This window comes from Bacillus sp. FSL K6-3459 (assembly GCF_038003305.1).
GTDB classification, from domain to species: domain Bacteria; phylum Bacillota; class Bacilli; order Bacillales; family Bacillaceae; genus Bacillus; species Bacillus pumilus_O.
Map to the genome: position 1 here is coordinate 1,546,700 of NZ_JBBOOW010000001.1, position 19,613 is coordinate 1,566,312.

A 19,613-nucleotide genomic window follows, 5' to 3' on the forward strand; every position below is an offset into this window, starting at 1 on the left:
GAAATGAATATCCATGAGTACCAAGGAAAAGAAATCCTAAGAAAATATGGGGTTTCAGTTCCAAATGGTAAAGTAGCATTTACACCTGATGAAGCAGTAAAAGCATCAGAAGAGCTAGAAAGCTCTGTATATGTCGTAAAAGCACAGATTCATGCAGGCGGCCGTGGTAAAGCAGGCGGGGTAAAAATTGCAAAAACAAAAGATGAGGTGAAAGGGTTTGCAGAGGAATTGCTCGGCAAAACACTTGTCACACATCAAACTGGTCCTGAGGGGCGCGAAATAAAACGCTTACTTATTGAAGAAGGCTGCGATATCCAAAAGGAGTACTACGTAGGACTCGTTTTGGACAGAGCGACATCAAGAATTGTATTGATGGCTTCTGAAGAAGGCGGTACTGAAATTGAAGAAGTAGCAGAAAAAACGCCAGAAAAAATCGTCAAAGTGGTCATCGACCCAGCGATTGGTTTGCAAGGCTATCAGGCTAGAGAAGTAGCGTTTAAAATTAATATTCCAACAAAATTAGTTGGCCAAGCTGTTAAGTTTATGACAAGTCTTTACAATGCGTTCATTGAAAAAGATTGTTCAATTGCTGAGATTAATCCACTTGTTGTCACAGGCGATGGAAAAGTCATGGCACTTGATGCGAAATTAAACTTTGATAGTAATGCCTTATATAGACAAAAAGATATATTAGAATACCGTGACCTTGATGAAGAGGATCCAAAAGAAATTGAAGCATCTAAATATGATCTAAGTTACATTTCTCTAGATGGAAATATTGGCTGTATGGTCAATGGTGCAGGTCTTGCGATGTCTACAATGGATATCATCAAGCATTACGGCGGGGACCCTGCAAACTTCCTGGATGTTGGCGGCGGTGCAACAGCTGAAAAAGTAACGGAAGCATTTAAAATCATCTTATCTGATCAAAATGTAAAAGGGATTTTCGTGAACATTTTTGGCGGCATCATGAAATGTGATGTCATTGCAGAAGGTGTCGTTGAAGCGACGAAACAAGTCGGCTTAACATTACCACTCGTTGTACGTCTTGAAGGAACAAACGTTGAATTAGGGAAGAAAATCCTGAGCGATTCAGGCTTAAATATCACTTCTGCTGAGTCTATGGCTGACGGGGCAGAAAAGATTGTATCTTTAGTCAAGTAGAGCAGAAAGGCAGGGAACCTAAATGAGTGTATTTATTAATAAAAATACGAGAGTAATTGTTCAGGGGATTACCGGTTCAACCGCATTGTTCCATACAAAACAAATGATTGAGTACGGAACCAATATTGTTGGCGGTGTCACACCTGGAAAAGGTGGAACTGAAGTAGAAGGAGTTCCTGTATTTAATACAGTATCGGAAGCTGTTCAAACAACTGGAGCAAATGCTTCTGTTATCTATGTACCAGCACCATTTGCAGCAGATGCCATTTTAGAGGCTGTTGATGCAGAAGTCGATCTAGTCATTTGTATTACAGAACATATTCCAGTACTTGACATGGTCAAAGTGAAACGGTATATGGAAGGGAAAAAGACAAGACTTGTTGGTCCTAACTGCCCAGGTGTCATTACACCTGAAGAATGTAAGATAGGGATCATGCCAGGCTACATTCATAAAAAAGGTCATGTGGGTGTTGTTTCTCGTTCTGGAACGCTTACATATGAAGCGGTACATCAGCTTTCAGAAGCTGGCGTTGGTCAATCAACAGCTGTAGGAATCGGCGGAGACCCTGTCAATGGGACAAACTTTATTGATGCATTAAAAGCATTCAATGAAGATCCTGATACACATGCTGTCATTATGATCGGTGAAATCGGCGGTACGGCTGAAGAAGAAGCAGCTGAATGGGTAAAAGCAAATATGACAAAGCCTGTTGTTGGCTTTATTGGCGGTAAAACGGCGCCTCCAGGAAAACGTATGGGACATGCTGGTGCCATTATTTCTGGTGGTAAAGGAACAGCTGATGAAAAAGTAAAAACAATGCGTGAATGTGGAATTGAAGTGGCAGAGACACCATCTGTCATGGGAGAAACATTGATTAAAGTACTAAAAGAGAAGAATCTCTTTGAAGCTTGCAAAACGCATTAATGACACAAGAAGACTTGTTCTTTGACAAGTCTTCTTCTTTCTATCTTAAACAGGAGGAATGGTATGTACAACGTGTCCGAAAGAATGATTTTTCACCGCTTAAAAGGCCTCATCTCACCCTCTTTGTTAACAAAATGGTGGAAAGTCGATCCTGAGCTATATATAAATGAAGAAACACATCATTTCAAACAGGATCGATCATTACAAACAATCGACTTCACCCGCCTAAAACAAGCCGAAGAAAAAGAATTCCCCGTTTTTCAACACATCGTTCAAGCCTATTTAAAGCAAAACATTCACATGATTCCCATCACATCACCCATATATCCCAACACACTAAAACATATTTATGATCCTCCCCCTGTGTTATTCCTAAAAGGAAACATATCGTATTTAAATGAAGAAAAGAGTTTAGGTGTAGTAGGCACACGAGTTCCATCGTCTTATGGAGAAGCATGTGTGAAGAAAATTGTTGGTGAACTTGTAAAGGAAAATTGGATGATTGTCAGTGGCTTAGCAAAAGGCATTGATGGACTTGCACATAAAGAGTGCATGAGGAATAAAGGGAAAACGATTGGTATTATAGCAGGCGGATTTCAGCACTTATACCCAAAGGAACATGTGCAAATGGCTGAATACATGGGCGAGCATCATTTGCTTTTGTCTGAGCATCCACCTTATGTCAAACCAGAAAAGTGGCATTTTCCTTTGAGGAATCGTTTAATTAGTGCGCTCACAAGTGGAACCATCGTGATTCAGTGCAAAGAAAAGAGCGGTTCACTCATTACCGCGTATCAAGCACTTGAGCAAGGTAAAGAGGTATTTGCCGTTGCTGGATCAATCTTTGATCCTAATTCCACAGGTCCAGCCAAACTTATACAGCAGGGAGCAAAGCTTGTTCATTCTACGAAGGATATTTTAGAGGAATTCTCCTTCCGCAGTGTTCAATATACTGAACTCTCATAAAAATATCGTTTGACAAAAGACATAGGAATATTTAATAATAGTGAGGATTTAAGTTTACACTTTGTTTTTCGTGTTTATAATGATGTTCATCATAAAGAATTTTTCATGATTGCCTGTTAGATAGGTGCAATTAACATAAATATGAATTGTGAAATGTATAAAGAGAGAACACCTCTTAAGGGGGATTTTGAGTATGGCTGATTATTTAGTCATCGTTGAGTCGCCAGCCAAGGCGAAAACGATTGAGCGTTATTTAGGTAAAAAGTATAAAGTAAAGGCTTCAATGGGACACATAAGAGATTTACCGAAAAGTCAGCTTGGTGTTGACACTGAGCATGACTTCGAACCGAGGTATATTACGATTCGCGGGAAAGGCCCCGTATTAAAAGAATTGAAAACAGCTGCGAAAAAAGCAAAGAAAGTCTATCTCGCAGCTGACCCCGATAGAGAGGGAGAAGCGATTGCTTGGCATTTAGCGCATAGCCTTGACCTTGACCTCTCTTCTGACTGCCGCGTTGTCTTTAATGAGATTACAAAAGATGCTATTAAAGATTCCTTTAAGCATCCACGTATGATCAATATGGATTTAGTTGATGCACAGCAGGCAAGACGGATCTTAGATCGTCTCGTTGGGTATAAAATTAGTCCGATTTTATGGAAGAAAGTGAAAAAGGGCTTGAGTGCTGGTCGTGTTCAATCAGTTGCACTCCGCCTGATCATTGATCGCGAGAATGAAATCAATGAGTTTAAACCAGAAGAATACTGGACAATTGACGGTACATTCCTAAAAGGAAAAGAAAGCTTCGAAGCGAGCTTCTTTGGCGTCAATGGCAAAAAGCATCCACTGAAAACAAAAGAAGATGTAAAAGAAATCCTTTCGAAACTAAAAGGGAGCAAATTCTCCGTAGAGAAAGTGACGAAAAAAGAGCGTAAACGCAACCCAGCTGTTCCGTTTACAACATCTACTTTACAGCAGGAGGCTGCAAGAAAATTAAACTTCCGTGCGAAAAAGACAATGATGATTGCACAGCAATTATATGAAGGAATTGATCTTGGTAAAGAAGGTACAGTCGGACTCATTACATACATGAGAACAGACTCAACTCGTATTTCGAATACGGCGATTGAAGAAGTATCTGCTTTCATTGATCAGACGTACGGTAAGAATTTCTTAAATACAACAAAACGAACCGTTAAAAAGAATGAAAATGCACAAGATGCTCACGAAGCCATCAGACCGACCTCTACGCTAAGAAAACCAGCAGATGTCAAACATGTATTAAGCCGAGATCAGCTTCGTTTGTATAAATTGATTTGGGAACGATTCGTCGCAAGCCAAATGGCGCCGGCTGTTCTTGATACAATGAGTGTGGATCTTGATAATAACGGACTTACATTCCGTGCTAACGGGAGCAAAGTGAAATTCCCTGGATTCATGAAGGTATATGTAGAAGGGAAAGACGACCAGCTAGAAGAAAAGGACAAAATGCTGCCTGATCTAAAAGAAGGTGATACGGTTCTTTCTAAAGATATCGAACCTGAACAGCACTTCACGCAGCCGCCTCCGCGCTACACTGAGGCAAGACTTGTCAAAACTCTTGAAGAGCTAGGTATAGGCCGTCCGTCTACGTATGCACCGACGTTAGATACGATTCAAAAGCGCGGCTATGTCGCACTTGATAATAAACGGTTTATCCCAACAGAGCTTGGGGAAATTGTTCTCAACTTAATCATTGAATTCTTCCCTGAAATCATTAACGTGGAATTCACGGCGAAAATGGAAAAAGAACTTGATAGTGTTGAAGAAGGTACGATCGAATGGGTTCGCATTATCGACAGCTTCTATCAAGACTTTGCAAAACGGGTCGAAAAAGCAGAAGCAGAAATGCAAGAAGTTGAGATTGAGCCTGAATACGCTGGAGTTGACTGTGAAGAGTGTGGACATCCGATGGTGTACAAAATGGGTCGATACGGTAAGTTTATGGCTTGCTCTAACTTTCCTGATTGCCGCAACACAAAACCAATTGTGAAAGACATCGGTGTGAAATGCCCAACATGTCATGAAGGAAACATTGTTGAACGGAAATCTAAGAAGCGCCGCATTTTTTATGGCTGTGATCGTTTTCCAGAGTGCGAATTCGTCTCTTGGGACAAACCGATTGAAAGAAAGTGTCCAAAATGCGAAAATATGCTTGTAGAGAAAAAGCTGAAAAAAGGCATGCAAGTTCAATGTGTGAACTGTGATTATAAAGAGGAACAACAAAAATAGCGGTGGGCAACCTTGTTCACCTGCTTTTTTGTGTCATCAAACAGAACTTACGAAATAGGAGAGTTGTACAATGAGTCAATTTGTAAATGTGATCGGAGCAGGTTTAGCTGGAAGTGAAGCGGCATGGCAAATTGCTAAACGCGGAATTAAAGTCAACTTATATGAAATGAGACCTGTCAAACAAACACCAGCTCACCACACAGATAAATTTGCAGAGCTTGTATGCAGTAATTCACTGCGTGCCAACGCTTTGACAAATGCGGTCGGTGTATTAAAGGAAGAAATGCGTCATTTAGATTCAGCGATTATCGCAGCAGCAGATGAAAGCTCAGTTCCTGCTGGCGGAGCGCTTGCAGTAGATCGTCATGAATTTGCAGCAAACGTTACTGATCGAGTCAAAAATCACCCGAATGTGACAGTCTTTCAAGAAGAAGTACAAAGCATTCCAGAAGGTCCAACAATTATTGCGACAGGTCCACTTACATCTGAAGCACTTTCAAAAGAATTAAAAACGTTAACTGGTGAAGAATATTTGTACTTCTACGATGCAGCGGCGCCTATCCTAGAGAAAGATAGCATTGATATGGATAAGGTGTACTTGAAATCACGTTATGACAAAGGAGAAGCTGCTTATTTAAACTGTCCAATGACAGAAGAAGAATTCGATCGTTTTTACGACGCGCTTATTGCTGCTGAAACTGTGCCATTAAAAGAGTTCGAAAAAGAAATCTTCTTTGAAGGCTGTATGCCAATTGAAGTCATGGCGAAAAGAGGAAAGAAAACGATGTTGTTTGGTCCGATGAAGCCAGTAGGACTTGAAGATCCGAAAACAGGAAAAAGACCTTACGCTGTTGTTCAATTAAGACAAGATGATGCAGCAGGTACTTTATATAACATCGTTGGCTTCCAGACACATCTGAAGTGGGGCGACCAAAAGGAAGTATTCCGCTTGATTCCAGGACTTGAAGAAGCAGAGATTGTTCGTTATGGCGTGATGCACCGCAATACATTTATTAATTCACCAAGTCTTCTAAAACCAACGTATCAGTTTAAAAATAGAGAAGATCTATTCTTTGCCGGACAAATGACAGGTGTTGAAGGCTATGTCGAGTCCGCAGCTTCTGGACTAGTGGCTGGAATTAACGCCGCTCGTTTTGTCAAAGGAGAAGAGCTTGTGACACTTCCGGAGGAAACAGCGATCGGCAGCATGGCTTATTACATCACATCGACTAATAAGAAAAGCTTCCAGCCAATGAATGCGAATTTTGGTTTGTTGAAAGATCTTGGTGTTCGTATAAAAAACAAACAAGAGCGTTATGCAGAGTACGCTAAGCGCGCAATCGAAACTATTCAAACTATTTCGAAATCTCTGTAGTAAAACATTGCACGGAAAGCAAGATATGTGATACCATTTAAAAGCCTTAAAGAGGTGTAAAAATGACGAATAAACAGCGTCTTGTTCACTTATTCATTGAATATCTGCAAATTGAAAAAAATTATTCTGCTTTAACCATCTCAGGATATACAGAAGCGATTGAAGAGTTTGTCAGATTTATGAACGTTCAAGGAATAGACGGTTTTGAAGAGGTATCCTATCAAGATACGAGAATTTATTTAACAGAAGCTTATGAAAAAGGCCTGACAAGAAGAACGATTAGTAAGAAAGTCTCTGCGCTTCGCAGCTTTTATAAATTTCTATTAAGAGAACAGCTTGTGAGAGAAAATCCTTTTTTACTCGTGAGCTTACCAAAGCAGGATAAGCGAATTCCTTCATTTTTGTATGAAGAGGAACTGAAAGAGCTTTTTACAGTTTCTGATGCCAGCACACCGCTTGGGCAAAGAAACCAAGCGATTTTAGAACTTCTTTATGCAACAGGTATGAGGGTCAGTGAGTTATGTTCATTAAAAGAATCTGATCTTGATTTATCGATGGATACAGTGCTTGTTCATGGGAAAGGCAGCAAGCAGCGGTATGTACCTTTTGGTTCCTATGCACATGAAGCGCTCATCACTTATTTAGAGGATGGAAGGCTGAAGCTGAAAGCGAAGGGGAAAGATCGTGCTGATGCGTATGTATTTTTGAATCAGCGCGGGGCGCCTCTTACAGACAGAGGCGTTCGATTCATTCTCACTGAACTAATGAAAAAGGCGTCAGGCACATTACATATCCATCCTCACATGTTAAGGCACACCTTTGCCACTCACCTCTTAAATGAGGGAGCGGATTTGAGAAGTGTTCAAGAACTTCTTGGTCATTCGAATTTATCATCAACTCAGGTGTACACGCATGTATCAAAGGATTCTTTAAAGAAGACGTACATGTCTCATCACCCAAGGGCTTTTAAACGATCCTAAAAGGAGGTTTTTTCATGTCATCATTTCATGCAACAACCATCTTTGCCGTTCAACATAAAGGAAAAAGTGCGATGGCTGGAGACGGTCAAGTCACTTTCGGGCAGGCTGTCGTGATGAAACACACGGCAAAAAAAGTGCGCCGTCTTTTCGGAGGCAAGGTGCTTGCAGGTTTTGCAGGTTCAGTAGCAGATGCATTTACACTCTTTGAAAAGTTTGAAACGAAGCTTGAAGAATATGGTGGTAACTTAAAGCGGGCAGCCGTAGAACTAGCAAAAGAATGGCGTAGTGACAAGATGCTGAGGCAGCTTGAGGCCATGCTGATCGTTATGAACAAAGACACCATCCTACTTGTCTCTGGGACAGGAGAGGTCATCGAACCAGATGACGGCATTTTGGCCATCGGCTCAGGCGGCAATTATGCGCTTAGCGCCGGGAGAGCACTCAAAACACATGCAGGTGATCACCTCACAGCAAGAGATATTGCAAAGGCTGCTCTTGAAACCGCTGGAGAAATCTGTGTCTACACGAACGATCAAATCACTTTAGAAGAGCTTGAATAGAAAGGACATGAGACGTATGGAGAAAAAGCCGTTTACCCCAAGAGAGATAGTTGAAAAGCTTGATCAATACATTATTGGTCAGCTTGATGCTAAAAAAGCAGTGGCGGTGGCTTTAAGAAACCGTTACAGAAGAAGCCTTTTACATGATAAGCTAAAGGATGAAGTCGTTCCGAAAAACATTTTAATGATCGGCCCAACAGGTGTGGGGAAAACAGAGATTGCCCGCAGAATTGCAAAAATTTCTGGTGCGCCTTTTATTAAAGTGGAAGCGACGAAGTTTACTGAAGTTGGTTACGTTGGCCGTGATGTAGAATCGATGGTCAGAGATCTAGTTGAGACAGCGATCAGAATTGTCAAAGAAGACAAGATGAAAGATGTGCAAGAAGAAGCAGAAAAACAAGCAAATAAACGTCTTGTTCATTTACTTGTTCCAGGCAAGAAAAAAAGCCAGTCTGTGAAAAATCCTTTTGAGATGCTGTTTGGTGGTTCTGATGAAGATGACCGTGATCGAGATCAGTCAAGTGAAGAAGTTGAACTTGAATCGACAAGAAAACGAATCGCTCATCAGCTGGCTATGGGCGAACTTGAAGATCATTACGTGACGATCGAAGTCGAAGAGCAGCAGCCATCCATGTTTGATATGCTTCAGGGCTCGGGTATGGAGCAAATGGGCATGAACATGCAGGATGCGCTCGGCAATCTCATGCCGAAAAAGAAAAAACGCAGAAAGCTGACCGTCAGAGAAGCAAGAAAGGCGTTAACAGCTGAGGAAGCTTCCAAACTGATTGACATGGATGAAGTTAGTCAAGAAGCTGTCTATAAAGCAGAGCAGCAAGGGATTATTTTTATCGACGAAATTGACAAAATCGCCAAAAGCGGTGGTGCATCATCTGCAGATGTGTCTCGTGAAGGGGTGCAACGTGATATTTTACCGATTGTGGAAGGTTCAACTGTGATGACGAAATATGGGGCAGTGAAAACAGACCATGTGCTTTTTGTAGCAGCAGGGGCATTTCATATGGCAAAACCATCAGATTTGATTCCAGAGCTTCAAGGACGCTTCCCAATTCGTGTAGAATTAGATAAATTAAGTATCGAAGACTTTGTGAAAATCTTAACGGAACCAGATAATGCATTATTAAAGCAATATAAAGCTTTACTTGAAACAGAAGGTATATCTCTTGAATTTTCTGACGATGCTATTCATAAGATTGCCGAAGTGGCTTATCATGTCAATCAGGAGACAGATAACATCGGTGCAAGAAGGCTTCATACCATACTTGAAAAGCTGCTTGAAGAGCTTTCATTTGAGGCGCCTGATATTACACTAGGGACAGTGACCATTACCCCTCAGTATGTAGAAGAGAAGCTAGGAAAGATTGCAAATAACAAAGACTTAAGTCAATTTATACTTTAACAAATGAATAAAGTAATCTAGGAGGATCATTAATATGGCGTTACTACAAAAAACAAGGATTATTAACTCAATGCTGCAAGATGCAGCGGGGAAACCAGTTAATTTTAAGGAAATGGCAGAAACATTGAGAGATGTCATTGATTCAAACATTTTCGTATTAAGCAGAAGAGGGAAGCTTCTAGGCTACTCGATCAACCAGCAGATTGAAAATCCGCGTATGAAGAAAATGCTTGAAGATCGTCAGTTCCCTGAAGAATATACAAAGAGTCTATTCAACATCCCTGAAACATCTTCAAATCTTGACATTAACAGTGAGTATACAGCTTTTCCGATTGAGAACCGTGATTTATTTGAATCAGGTTTGACAACCGTTGTTCCAATTATCGGCGGAGGAGATCGTTTAGGAACGTTAATCCTGTCTCGTTTGCAAGATACATTTAAAGACGATGATTTAATTCTTGCTGAATACGGAGCAACAGTTGTTGGAATGGAGATCCTTCGTGAGAAAGCAGAGGAAATCGAAGAAGAAGCAAGAAGTAAAGCTGTTGTCCAAATGGCAATTAGTTCTCTATCATATAGTGAGCTTGAAGCCATTGAACACATCTTTGAAGAGCTTGATGGCAACGAAGGGCTTCTAGTGGCAAGTAAAATTGCTGACCGTGTAGGAATTACTCGTTCAGTGATCGTGAACGCCTTACGTAAGTTAGAAAGTGCTGGCGTCATCGAATCACGCTCTCTTGGAATGAAGGGAACATATATCAAAGTGTTAAACAACAAATTTTTAATCGAACTTGAAAATTTAAAATCTCATTAATCAAAACCCCTTTTCAGCAGAAATACAAGCTGAAAAGGGTTTTTTTTTATAAAAAAAGAGGATTTGTCCGAAAAATGACACTCTTTTTTCCAAGAAAACCCTTACAATTCTTAGTTCTTTGAATCTAGGTCTTTATACCTATTCGTAAAATAGATATATATTACGAGTTTTTTTTACATATACATCATAGACTTTAATCCTATTATTTCTTACAATGAACATATGGTTTTACAAATCTCGACATGATTAAATGGAATGAAATACATATGATTGGAGGTATATGGTTTTGGATATATTTTCTGGAACGATAAGCAACCTTGAAAATGCCTTGGGCAGAGCGAATGTTAAGCAAAAAGTCATAAGCAATAATATCGCGAATATAGACACACCGAACTACAAGTCGAAAAACGTCGCATTTCATGATATGCTAAACGATGCGTCGATCAAGTTAGATGCTAAAAAAACATACCAAGGTCACATTGATTTTTCTAAAACAGGGTCTAATTATTCAGTTGTTTCGAGCAACCGTACTTCATATCAAGAAAACGGAAATAATGTCGATATTGATCAAGAGATGAGTGAACTCGCTAAAAACCAAATTCAGTATAATGCGTTGGTTGAAAGAATGAGTGGAAAATTCAATTCTCTTAAAACAGTTTTGACAGGAGGTAAGTGATGTCAATTTTTTCAGGCGTTAACGCTTCAGCCTCTGCACTAACAGCACAGAGGCTCAGAATGGACGTTGTATCCTCTAACCTTGCAAATATGGATACAACAAGAGCGAAACAGGTTGATGGCAACTGGGAGCCTTATAGACGTAAGCTCGTCACATTACAGCCGTCAGGTGAATCGTTTTCATCTATATTAAACTCAAGCATGAATTCGAGCGGTAAATTAGGAAACGGCGTGAAAGCAACGAAGATTACAGAAGACGAAACTCCATTCAACCTTCAATATGATCCTACAAATCCCGATGCCAATGAAAATGGATATGTTCAAACACCTAATGTTGATCCATTAAAGGAAATGGTTGACCTCATCAGCAGCTCAAGGTCATATGAAGCAAACGTGACCGCACTAAATGCGAATAAAAGCATGTTGATGAAAGCTTTAGAAATAGGAAAGTAAGGTGAAAAGAATTGGTTAACGCAATATCTCCTTTCCAGCTTCAAGCTGCTCAGCAAGCAAGTGAATTGACTAATGCATCGTCTGTTCATGCGGCTGCACCTAAAAGTCAAACGAATTTCTCTGATGTGCTGAAGAATTCCATTGAGGCATTGAATCAATCACAGCTAAAATCAGACCAGTATACAAATGCACTTGCACAAGGAAAAGATGTCAATCTCGATGAAGTCATGATTGCCTCGCAAAAAGCGAGTGTGACACTCACAGCTGCAACGGAGTTTCGAAATAAAGCAGTCGAAGCGTACCAAGAGATTATGAGAATGCAGATGTAGGAGGTGCTGACGGACAAAAAAAGACTGAATGGAATGACCGGGGGTTAAGATGAATCGTACTTTAATGCAATTAAGAACAAAAACAGTTGAGTTTTGGCGAAATCGATCAAAATTACAAAAAACACTCATGATTGGTGGCGTTGCTGCCCTAGCAATCATTATTACGGTTGTTAGCATCTTTGCTTCTTCTGAAAAAATGGTTCCATTGTTTAAAGATTTGTCTGAGTCAGAAGCAGGACAAATCAAACAGGAACTGGATGGCAAAAAAATTAAATCGGAACTTGCAAACAATGGAACAACGATTCTCGTTCCAGAAAAGCAGGCAGACTCTTTAAAAGTAACACTCGCATCTCAAGGCCTTCCCAAGACAGGGAAGATTGATTATTCCTTCTTTGCGAACAATTCCGGCTTCGGTTTAACAGATAATGAATTTGATGTTCTGAAAGTAGACGCAACTCAGACAGAACTGTCCAATCTGATCAACACGATTGATGGAATTAAAGATTCAAAAGTTATGATTAACTTGCCAAAAGATTCCGTTTTTGTTGGAGAAGAGCAAAGTAATGCATCAGCATCTATTGTGCTGCAAGTTGAACGTGGCTACACGCTCTCGCCGCAGCAAGTAAAAGGCCTTTATCATCTTATTTCAAAAAGTGTACCGAATTTAAAGACAGAAAACATTGTCATTATGGACCAAGATTCCAACTACTATGACTTAAACAGCAGTTCCGATTCCTATGCAAGTGGAATGGATGCACAGCAGCAGAAAAAAGAAGAAATTGAAAAGAACCTTCAAAGAAAAATTCAACAGCTGCTCGGAACAATGATGGGTCAAGAAAAAGTCGCTGTATCGGTCACGACAGACATTGATTTTACTGAAGAGAAAAGAAAAGAAGACCTTGTAGAACCAGTTGATAAAGAAAACATGCAAGGCATCGCTGTCAGTGCTGAAAAGATTGCTGAAACTTATTCAGGAAATGGTGCAGCAGCTGGTGGAACCGCTGGAACAGGCGATGATGATGTCACAAACTATCAAGGCGCCGATGGAGCGAATGGTAGCGGAAATTACGAAAAGAGCGAAGATCGTATCAACTATGAAGTCAACCGCATTCATAAAGATATCAAAGAGAGCCCTTATAAAATTAGAGATGTTGGCATTCAAGCATTGGTCGAACCACCAACGGCAAACGATGTGAACTCTTTAACAGCTGAAAGGCAAGATGATATTAAAAAGATTCTTTCAACGATCATTAGCACGTCAATTGATAAAGAATACACAAATGGTCAAGCGCTCACTCAAGCAGACCTAGATAACAAAATTGTTTTATCTGTATCAAAATTAGACGGTAAACAGCAAACTGCAGCAGAAAACCCATCAAACAATATTCCAATCTGGGTTTATATTGTAGGCGGTGTGCTACTACTTGCAATTATCGCTCTTATTATTCTTCTTGTGCGTAGACGCAGAAAAGAAGAGGAAGAAGAGTTTGAGTTTGATGAACGTACACCACTCCATGTTCCTGATATTGACACTGAACCAGAAACAGAGGAAATGGTGAGGAAAAATCAGCTTGAGAAAATGGCAAAAGATAAACCAGAAGACTTTGCTAAATTGCTACGCAGCTGGCTGTCCGAGGATTAGGAGGAATACACATGTCGAGAAAAGATCCAAATCGACTAACAGGCAGACAAAAAGCAGCAATCCTAATGATTTCCTTAGGGCTAGACGTGTCAGCATCTGTATACAAACATCTGTCTGAAGACGAAATAGAAAAATTAACACTGGAAATTTCCAATGTACGAAGTGTAGATACTGCTAAAAAAGATGAAGTCATCGAAGAGTTTCACAGCATCGCCATCGCGCAGGACTACATATCACAAGGCGGTCTTATGTATGCAAGACAAGTACTTGAAAAAGCACTTGGTGAGGACAAAGCGGACAGCATCTTAAACCGATTAACATCCTCGCTTCAAGTGAAACCGTTTGATTTTGCTCGAAAGGCGGATCCAGAACAAATCTTAAACTTTATCCAGCATGAGCATCCACAAACCATTGCGCTCATCCTATCCTACTTAGATCCAGTCCAAGCAGGACAGATATTATCTGAATTAGGCGAGGATGTACAAACAGAGGTTGCGAGACGTATTGCTTTAATGGACCGCACATCTCCAGAGATCATCAATGAAGTGGAACGCATTCTTGAGCAAAAGCTTTCTTCAACCTTTACGCAAGATTATACGCAAACGGGCGGAGTCGAAGCGGTTGTAGAAGTACTAAATGGTGTAGACCGAGCGACCGAGAAGACCATTTTAGACACACTTGAAATTCAAGATCCTGAGCTTGCTGATGAAATTAAGAAACGTATGTTTGTCTTTGAAGATATTGTCACTCTTGACAGCAGAGCAATTCAGCGCGTGATCAGAGATGTTGAAAATGATGACTTATTGCTCGCACTCAAAGTGGCAAGCGAAGAGGTCAAAGAAATTGTTTTCCGCAACATGTCGCAGAGAATGGTCGAAACGTTCAAAGAAGAAATGGAGTTTATGGGACCTGTCCGGCTTAGAGATGTCGAGGAAGCACAAACCCGTATTGTCAGCATCGTAAGACGACTCGAGGAAGCTGGAGAAATCGTCATAGCTCGAGGCGGAGGAGACGATATCATTGTCTAGGATTATCAAACATGAAACATCTGTTACTCCTGAACAAGGCCGGCAAACGATTCCTTTGCAGCAAGTGGAGTTCAAAAAAGAACATCATGAAGAAGAGCTTATCAATGAAACAGAAGCATCGCAGCTTGTACTAAGTGATGCTGAAGATCAAGCAAGCCGTATAGTAGAACAAGCAAATAATGAACTTGAAAAAACAATGGCTGAAATCAATCAGCGTCGCGCTGATTTTGAAGAAGAAAGAATGCAGCTCATTGAAGAAGCGAAACAAACTGGTTACGAAGATGGCTTCCAAAAGGGTGAAGCAGATGCGATGAGTCAGTATCGATCAATTCTTGATCAAGCAAATGACATTGTCAGTCTTGCCAAGCAGGATTACGAAGAAAAAATTGAAAGCTCCGCAGAAAAAATTGTGGAACTGGCTTTTGAACTCGCTAAACGCGTTTGGTATTCGGCTGAGGACACGAAAGATCAATTTTTGGCTCTCGTGAAGCAGGTCATTTCTGAAGTGAAAGAATATGACGATATTTCCATCTATGTGGACCCTGAACATTACGATCACGTGATGGAGTATAAAGACGAATTAATCAGAATCCTTCAAAAGGATACACACCTTGCCATTTACTCGGATGAAAAAGCGCCAAAAGGGACTTGTTACGTAGAAACAAGCTTTGGAAAAGTGGAAGCGAGTGTTGATACACAAATGAATCAGTTGAAAGAAAAGCTACTTGAAGTCATTGATTCAGGTGATCACAAATGAACATCGATGTGTTAAAAGAAACGATTGAAACCGCCGATCCTTATAAACGATTTGGCAAAGTCAATCGAGTAGTTGGACTGATGATTGAATCTAAGGGGCCTGAAAGTTCTATCGGAGACGTGTGTCTCATTCATAAAAAGGGGCGTAAGCACGATCCGATAAAAGCAGAGGTTGTAGGGTTTAGAGATGAACATATTCTGCTCATGCCTTATGTAGAAGCATCCAATATTTCACCAGGAAGTCTAGTTGAAGCGACAGGTGAGTCGCTGAAGGTCAAAGTTGGGACTGGATTAATTGGCGAAGTTGTTGATGCTTTCGGTGAACCGCTGGACGGCAGTATGCTTCCAAAGGGACTTGCACCTGTTTCGACAGATCAGTCTCCACCAAATCCGATGGACAGACCACCTATTCGTGAAAAAATGGGCGTTGGTGTCAGAGTGATCGACAGTTTGCTTACAGTCGGCACTGGTCAGAGAATCGGGATTTTTGCCGGGAGTGGTGTTGGAAAAAGTACCTTAATGGGGATGATTGCTAAGCAGACAGAAGCAGACCTAAATGTGATTGCCCTTGTTGGAGAGCGTGGCCGGGAAGTTCGTGAGTTTATTGAAAAGGATTTAGGTACCGAAGGACTAAAGCGATCGATTGTTGTCGTCGCAACTTCTGACCAGCCTGCACTGACGAGAATGAAGGCTGCTTATACAGCAACAGCTATTGCAGAATATTTTAGAGACAGAGGAAAAAATGTCATGTTCATGATGGACTCTGTTACACGGGTCGCTATGGCACAAAGAGAAATTGGTCTTGCAACTGGCGAACCACCAACGACAAAAGGATATACGCCTTCAGTGTTCGCTATACTGCCAAAATTACTTGAACGAACTGGAACGAATCAGCTTGGTTCCATCACAGCGTTTTACACAGTGCTTGTTGATGGTGACGATATGAATGAGCCAATCGCTGATACAGTTAGAGGAATCTTAGATGGCCACATTGTACTTGATCGTGCTTTAGCCAACAAAGGACAATTTCCCGCTGTCAATATTCTGAAAAGTATCAGCCGTGTTATGAGCAATATTGCAAGTCATGATCACAAGGAGGCGGCCAACCGGTTCCGCCAGCTTTTATCCACTTATCAAAACGCTGAAGACCTCATTAACATTGGAGCATATAAAAAAGGCTCCTCGAAAGACATTGATGATGCCATGCAGGCTTACCCCCATCTGATTTCATTTTTGAAGCAGGATGTAGAAGAGGCTGTATCTATTGAAGACAGTGTGAATGTATTGCTCGGTTTGATGAATAGAGAGGATTGACGAAAACAGTGAGATATCAATACAAATTTCAAAAGCTCTTAGAACTGAAAGAAAGTGAAAAAGACAAGTCACTCGCAGCGTACCAACAATCCGTTTTGGCATTTGAGCAAGTCGCTGAAAAGCTCTATGAAAATATGAGTAAGAAAGAATTAATGGAAAAAAGCAAAGAAGAAAAGCTGAGAAGTGGTATGAGTGTTCAAGAAATGCGTCATTTTCAGCAATTTGTGACCAATTTAGATAACACCATTCAGCATTATCAGCAGCTTGTGATCATGAAGCGCCATCAAATGAACGAAAAACAATCTGATTTAACTGAAAAAAACATTGAGTTTAAAAAGTTTGAAAAAATGAAAGAAAAGCAGTATGAAAAGTTTTCCCTTGAACATAAGGCCATTGAAATGAAAGAAATGGATGATATCTCTATCAGCCAATTCATGTTTCAAGGACATTAGGAGTCGAGATGAATGCCTAAGAAGGAAAAAACGAAAGAATCAAGCGGCGGTAAATTTCAATGGATCTTGTTTATTGTCATCATCCCATTGATTGTGCTTGTGTTAGTGACTGGCACAATCCTTTCTATGGCAGGTTTTGATCTAAAGAAACCGCTCCAAAATATTCCGGGCGTCAGTAGTTTGGTTGGTTCAGATGACACGTCAAAAACGTCATCTTCACATAATAATCAAAACGATGCAGAATTGAAGGAACTGAAAAAGACCATTAAAGAGCAAAAAAATGAGCTTGAAATTGCGCAAAAAGACTTAAAAACAAGTGATGAAGAGATTAAAAGACTGAATCAAAAAATCAGTTCGCTTGAAAAAACATCTGAAAATGATGCAAATAATACGTCTTCGAGTGACAGTTCATCAAATAACAGCTCATCAAGCGATACATCAAGTAATAATGCATCAGGGACAACTTCTGATGGGGCAGCAGCCGCTAACCAGAAACCTAAAGGTAAGATTGTTAGTATCTATGAAAGCATGGACGCAGGGAAATCCGCCAAAATTTTATCAGAATTAAATGATAAAGAGGCATTGAAGATCCTCGAAGAGCTGAGCAAAAATAAACTAACAGACATATTAGCGAAACTAACACCTCAGAAGGCAGCTACGTTTACGAAAGAGCTTTCTAAAAAAGAAAGTGAAAATGGGGGTGGACAATAAGTGAAGCTATTGGATATTGGAGCCTTACAGCAATCGTCTCAAGGTCTCGCGGGACCAAAGGGGAGCGGGATGGCCTCTGCAAGCGGGTTGTTTAAACAATTACTTAGCGGGGCAGGAGCACAAAGCGGCCTTGTGAATGCTGAGACAGCGGGTGCCACTCTTTCTATTAATGATGCGATGCAAATCATTGAAAAATGGATGCAATCGCCTGAAGAAGGCATCAACGGAGACCTTCTTAGCGCCCTTCAAACACTTCAAGGTCAAACGCTTGATTCGTCTGATCTCAAGTCACTAGAAGAGTTATTTCAAAAAATGGAATCAGCCATTTACGGTGAACAAGCTGATAAGCCAGCTTCTGAACATAGTGAGCAGCTCATTCAAGTCCACTTTTTCTTATACCAACTGCTCAATCAACAGCCGCTCAGCTTTGATGCAAAGACAGTGCAGGATATTGAAGCAAAGGGTCAAGATTTCATCCACTTTCTTTCAAAAAATGGGGTAGATGAGAAACTGATTCAGCAAGTAAAAGAGCAGTTTTTCTCACAGCAGGGTTCAGCACCAAAGCTGAATTCGATGTCTCAAAGTGAGCTGAAACACTTTAATCAGTTAATCGACCATATGATGGCCAATGCAAAAGGGTCAGACAAAGAGTTGAAGATTGCTTTAGGAGAGTTAAAAGAATTGGTCTCTCCAAGACAAGAATCTACTCTCGCTACTCCTGCAAAAGGGGCTGCCTCTCTTGAATGGCTCATCAAAAAGGAAGTGGTCAAAGGACAAAGCACTGCTGCACCTGCTTCTGAAAAAACGATCACTCATACGCTGTTGCCTGGTCATAAGCAGTTTTTTCAACTGCAATCAGCAGCTCCTGTTCAGCAGACACAAACAAGTGATGAAAAGCCAGGAACGGTTGATCAGCAAATTCTAAATACGTGGAAGCAAATGAAATTCACGCCATTTGGTAACTCAAGCGGACGCTTTACAGTTCGATTAAATCCAGAAAATCTCGGATTTATCACGATTCAGCTGACAAAGCAAAATGGCATGTATGCAAGTAAGATTACTGCTTCGACACAAGCAGCAAAAGAGCTGCTAGAGCATCACCTGCCGCAGCTCAAACAGGCGCTTCCGAATATGTCGGTTCAAGTGGACCGTTTCCATATACCGCTTCAATCAAATGAACAGCCGTTATTTGGACAATTTAACGAAGAAAACAAGCAGCAACAGTCAAAAGGGCAGAATTTCCAGAATCCTGATGAACAGGAAGCAGAATTCCAAGATGTACTGGATGCTCTTGTTGGGTCAGATGAAGAAGAGGAGGAAATCTAATGGCAACAGTTGATGCTACGAATAGAACAGTCGCACAAACAGACACTTCTTCAAAAGCAGAAAAGAAAACAGATACGCTCGGTAAAGATCAATTCTTGAAAATATTGCTCACGCAGCTTCAAAACCAAGATCCGACAAACCCACTAGATGACCGTGAGTTTGTCACACAGCTCGCAACATTTTCATCTTTAGAACAGCAAACCAATATGAACGATTCTATCACCAAGCTGAATCAGCTCATGTCTACATTTGTTGCTCACCAAGATCCGTTTACGACGTATGTAGGCTGGATTGGCAAAGAGGTTTCTGGCAAATTGGATGATAAAGACATATCAGGCACTGTAAAGTCTGTTAAAAACATAAACAATGAATATTTCCTGTATTTAGAAGATGGAACGAAAATCAGCCCTTGGGATGTTACAGCAGTTGGAGAAAAAACGAAGTAATTCGAGGAGGA

Annotated in this window: 20 protein-coding genes; all 20 read left to right on the forward strand. The window is 40.7% G+C overall.

The window, feature by feature from the left end; all coding sequences use genetic code 11:
* The first annotated feature begins 3 nt into the window (after positions 1–3).
* On the forward strand, positions 4–1,164 hold the full coding sequence (gene sucC / locus MHI35_RS07690) for an ADP-forming succinate--CoA ligase subunit beta (RefSeq protein WP_012009945.1): 1,161 nt from the start codon (positions 4–6) through the stop codon (positions 1,162–1,164).
* Between the two features lie 22 nt (positions 1,165–1,186).
* Positions 1,187–2,089 carry a succinate--CoA ligase subunit alpha gene (gene sucD, locus MHI35_RS07695; RefSeq protein ID WP_211063843.1) on the forward strand — a complete coding sequence of 301 codons (903 nt, stop codon included), beginning with the start codon at positions 1,187–1,189 and terminating at the stop codon, positions 2,087–2,089.
* A gap of 63 nt (positions 2,090–2,152) precedes the next feature.
* Entirely contained in the window at positions 2,153–3,055 is a 903-nt protein-coding gene (gene dprA, locus MHI35_RS07700; protein WP_335349784.1) for a DNA-processing protein DprA, read from the forward strand.
* A 193-nt stretch (positions 3,056–3,248) separates the two neighbouring features.
* A complete protein-coding gene (gene topA, locus MHI35_RS07705) occupies positions 3,249–5,324 on the forward strand; it encodes a type I DNA topoisomerase (RefSeq protein WP_012009947.1) in 2,076 nt (691 codons plus the stop codon).
* A 70-nt stretch (positions 5,325–5,394) separates the two neighbouring features.
* On the forward strand, positions 5,395–6,699 hold the full coding sequence (trmFO, locus tag MHI35_RS07710; RefSeq protein WP_211063841.1) for an FADH(2)-oxidizing methylenetetrahydrofolate--tRNA-(uracil(54)-C(5))-methyltransferase TrmFO: 1,305 nt from the start codon (positions 5,395–5,397) through the stop codon (positions 6,697–6,699).
* A gap of 62 nt (positions 6,700–6,761) precedes the next feature.
* Complete coding sequence (gene xerC, locus MHI35_RS07715) at positions 6,762–7,679, forward strand: tyrosine recombinase XerC (protein WP_144521400.1); 918 nt, start codon at positions 6,762–6,764, stop codon at positions 7,677–7,679.
* Positions 7,680–7,693: 14 nt separating this feature from the next.
* Positions 7,694–8,239, forward strand: coding sequence for an ATP-dependent protease subunit HslV (gene hslV / locus MHI35_RS07720; RefSeq protein WP_144521402.1), 546 nt, complete (start codon positions 7,694–7,696; stop codon positions 8,237–8,239).
* A 16-nt stretch (positions 8,240–8,255) separates the two neighbouring features.
* Positions 8,256–9,656 carry an HslU--HslV peptidase ATPase subunit gene (gene hslU, locus MHI35_RS07725; RefSeq protein ID WP_012009950.1) on the forward strand — a complete coding sequence of 467 codons (1,401 nt, stop codon included), beginning with the start codon at positions 8,256–8,258 and terminating at the stop codon, positions 9,654–9,656.
* A 34-nt stretch (positions 9,657–9,690) separates the two neighbouring features.
* Positions 9,691–10,470: a GTP-sensing pleiotropic transcriptional regulator CodY gene (gene codY / locus MHI35_RS07730; RefSeq protein WP_144521404.1), complete on the forward strand. Its 780-nt coding sequence runs from the start codon at positions 9,691–9,693 to the stop codon at positions 10,468–10,470.
* A 286-nt stretch (positions 10,471–10,756) separates the two neighbouring features.
* A complete protein-coding gene (flgB, locus tag MHI35_RS07735) occupies positions 10,757–11,146 on the forward strand; it encodes a flagellar basal body rod protein FlgB (RefSeq protein WP_012009952.1) in 390 nt (129 codons plus the stop codon).
* Entirely contained in the window at positions 11,146–11,598 is a 453-nt protein-coding gene (gene flgC / locus MHI35_RS07740; RefSeq protein WP_012009953.1) for a flagellar basal body rod protein FlgC, read from the forward strand. The genes flgB and flgC overlap by 1 nt, the downstream gene beginning before the upstream one ends.
* Positions 11,599–11,609: 11 nt before the next feature.
* A complete protein-coding gene (fliE, locus tag MHI35_RS07745) occupies positions 11,610–11,927 on the forward strand; it encodes a flagellar hook-basal body complex protein FliE (protein WP_003212183.1) in 318 nt (105 codons plus the stop codon).
* Positions 11,928–11,976: 49 nt separating this feature from the next.
* Complete coding sequence (gene fliF / locus MHI35_RS07750) at positions 11,977–13,569, forward strand: flagellar basal-body MS-ring/collar protein FliF (RefSeq protein WP_144521406.1); 1,593 nt, start codon at positions 11,977–11,979, stop codon at positions 13,567–13,569.
* A gap of 11 nt (positions 13,570–13,580) precedes the next feature.
* The gene (gene fliG / locus MHI35_RS07755) at positions 13,581–14,597 is read left to right on the forward strand and encodes a flagellar motor switch protein FliG (protein WP_034317753.1); all 1,017 of its coding nucleotides are present in this window, start codon (positions 13,581–13,583) and stop codon (positions 14,595–14,597) included.
* The gene (gene fliH / locus MHI35_RS07760) at positions 14,590–15,354 is read left to right on the forward strand and encodes a flagellar assembly protein FliH (protein ID WP_211063840.1); all 765 of its coding nucleotides are present in this window, start codon (positions 14,590–14,592) and stop codon (positions 15,352–15,354) included. The genes fliG and fliH overlap by 8 nt, the downstream gene beginning before the upstream one ends.
* The gene (gene fliI, locus MHI35_RS07765) at positions 15,351–16,667 is read left to right on the forward strand and encodes a flagellar protein export ATPase FliI (RefSeq protein WP_012009957.1); all 1,317 of its coding nucleotides are present in this window, start codon (positions 15,351–15,353) and stop codon (positions 16,665–16,667) included. The genes fliH and fliI overlap by 4 nt, the downstream gene beginning before the upstream one ends.
* A gap of 8 nt (positions 16,668–16,675) precedes the next feature.
* Positions 16,676–17,119 (forward strand): flagellar export protein FliJ, encoded by a 444-nt coding sequence (gene fliJ / locus MHI35_RS07770; RefSeq protein ID WP_144521516.1) that lies wholly within the window; start codon positions 16,676–16,678, stop codon positions 17,117–17,119.
* 12 nt (positions 17,120–17,131) lie between these two features.
* The gene (locus MHI35_RS07775) at positions 17,132–17,830 is read left to right on the forward strand and encodes a MotE family protein (RefSeq protein WP_144521410.1); all 699 of its coding nucleotides are present in this window, start codon (positions 17,132–17,134) and stop codon (positions 17,828–17,830) included.
* Positions 17,831–19,156: a flagellar hook-length control protein FliK gene (gene fliK, locus MHI35_RS07780; protein ID WP_144521412.1), complete on the forward strand. Its 1,326-nt coding sequence runs from the start codon at positions 17,831–17,833 to the stop codon at positions 19,154–19,156.
* Entirely contained in the window at positions 19,156–19,602 is a 447-nt protein-coding gene (flgD, locus tag MHI35_RS07785; RefSeq protein WP_003211424.1) for a flagellar hook assembly protein FlgD, read from the forward strand. The genes fliK and flgD overlap by 1 nt, the downstream gene beginning before the upstream one ends.
* Positions 19,603–19,613: the final 11 nt, after the last annotated feature.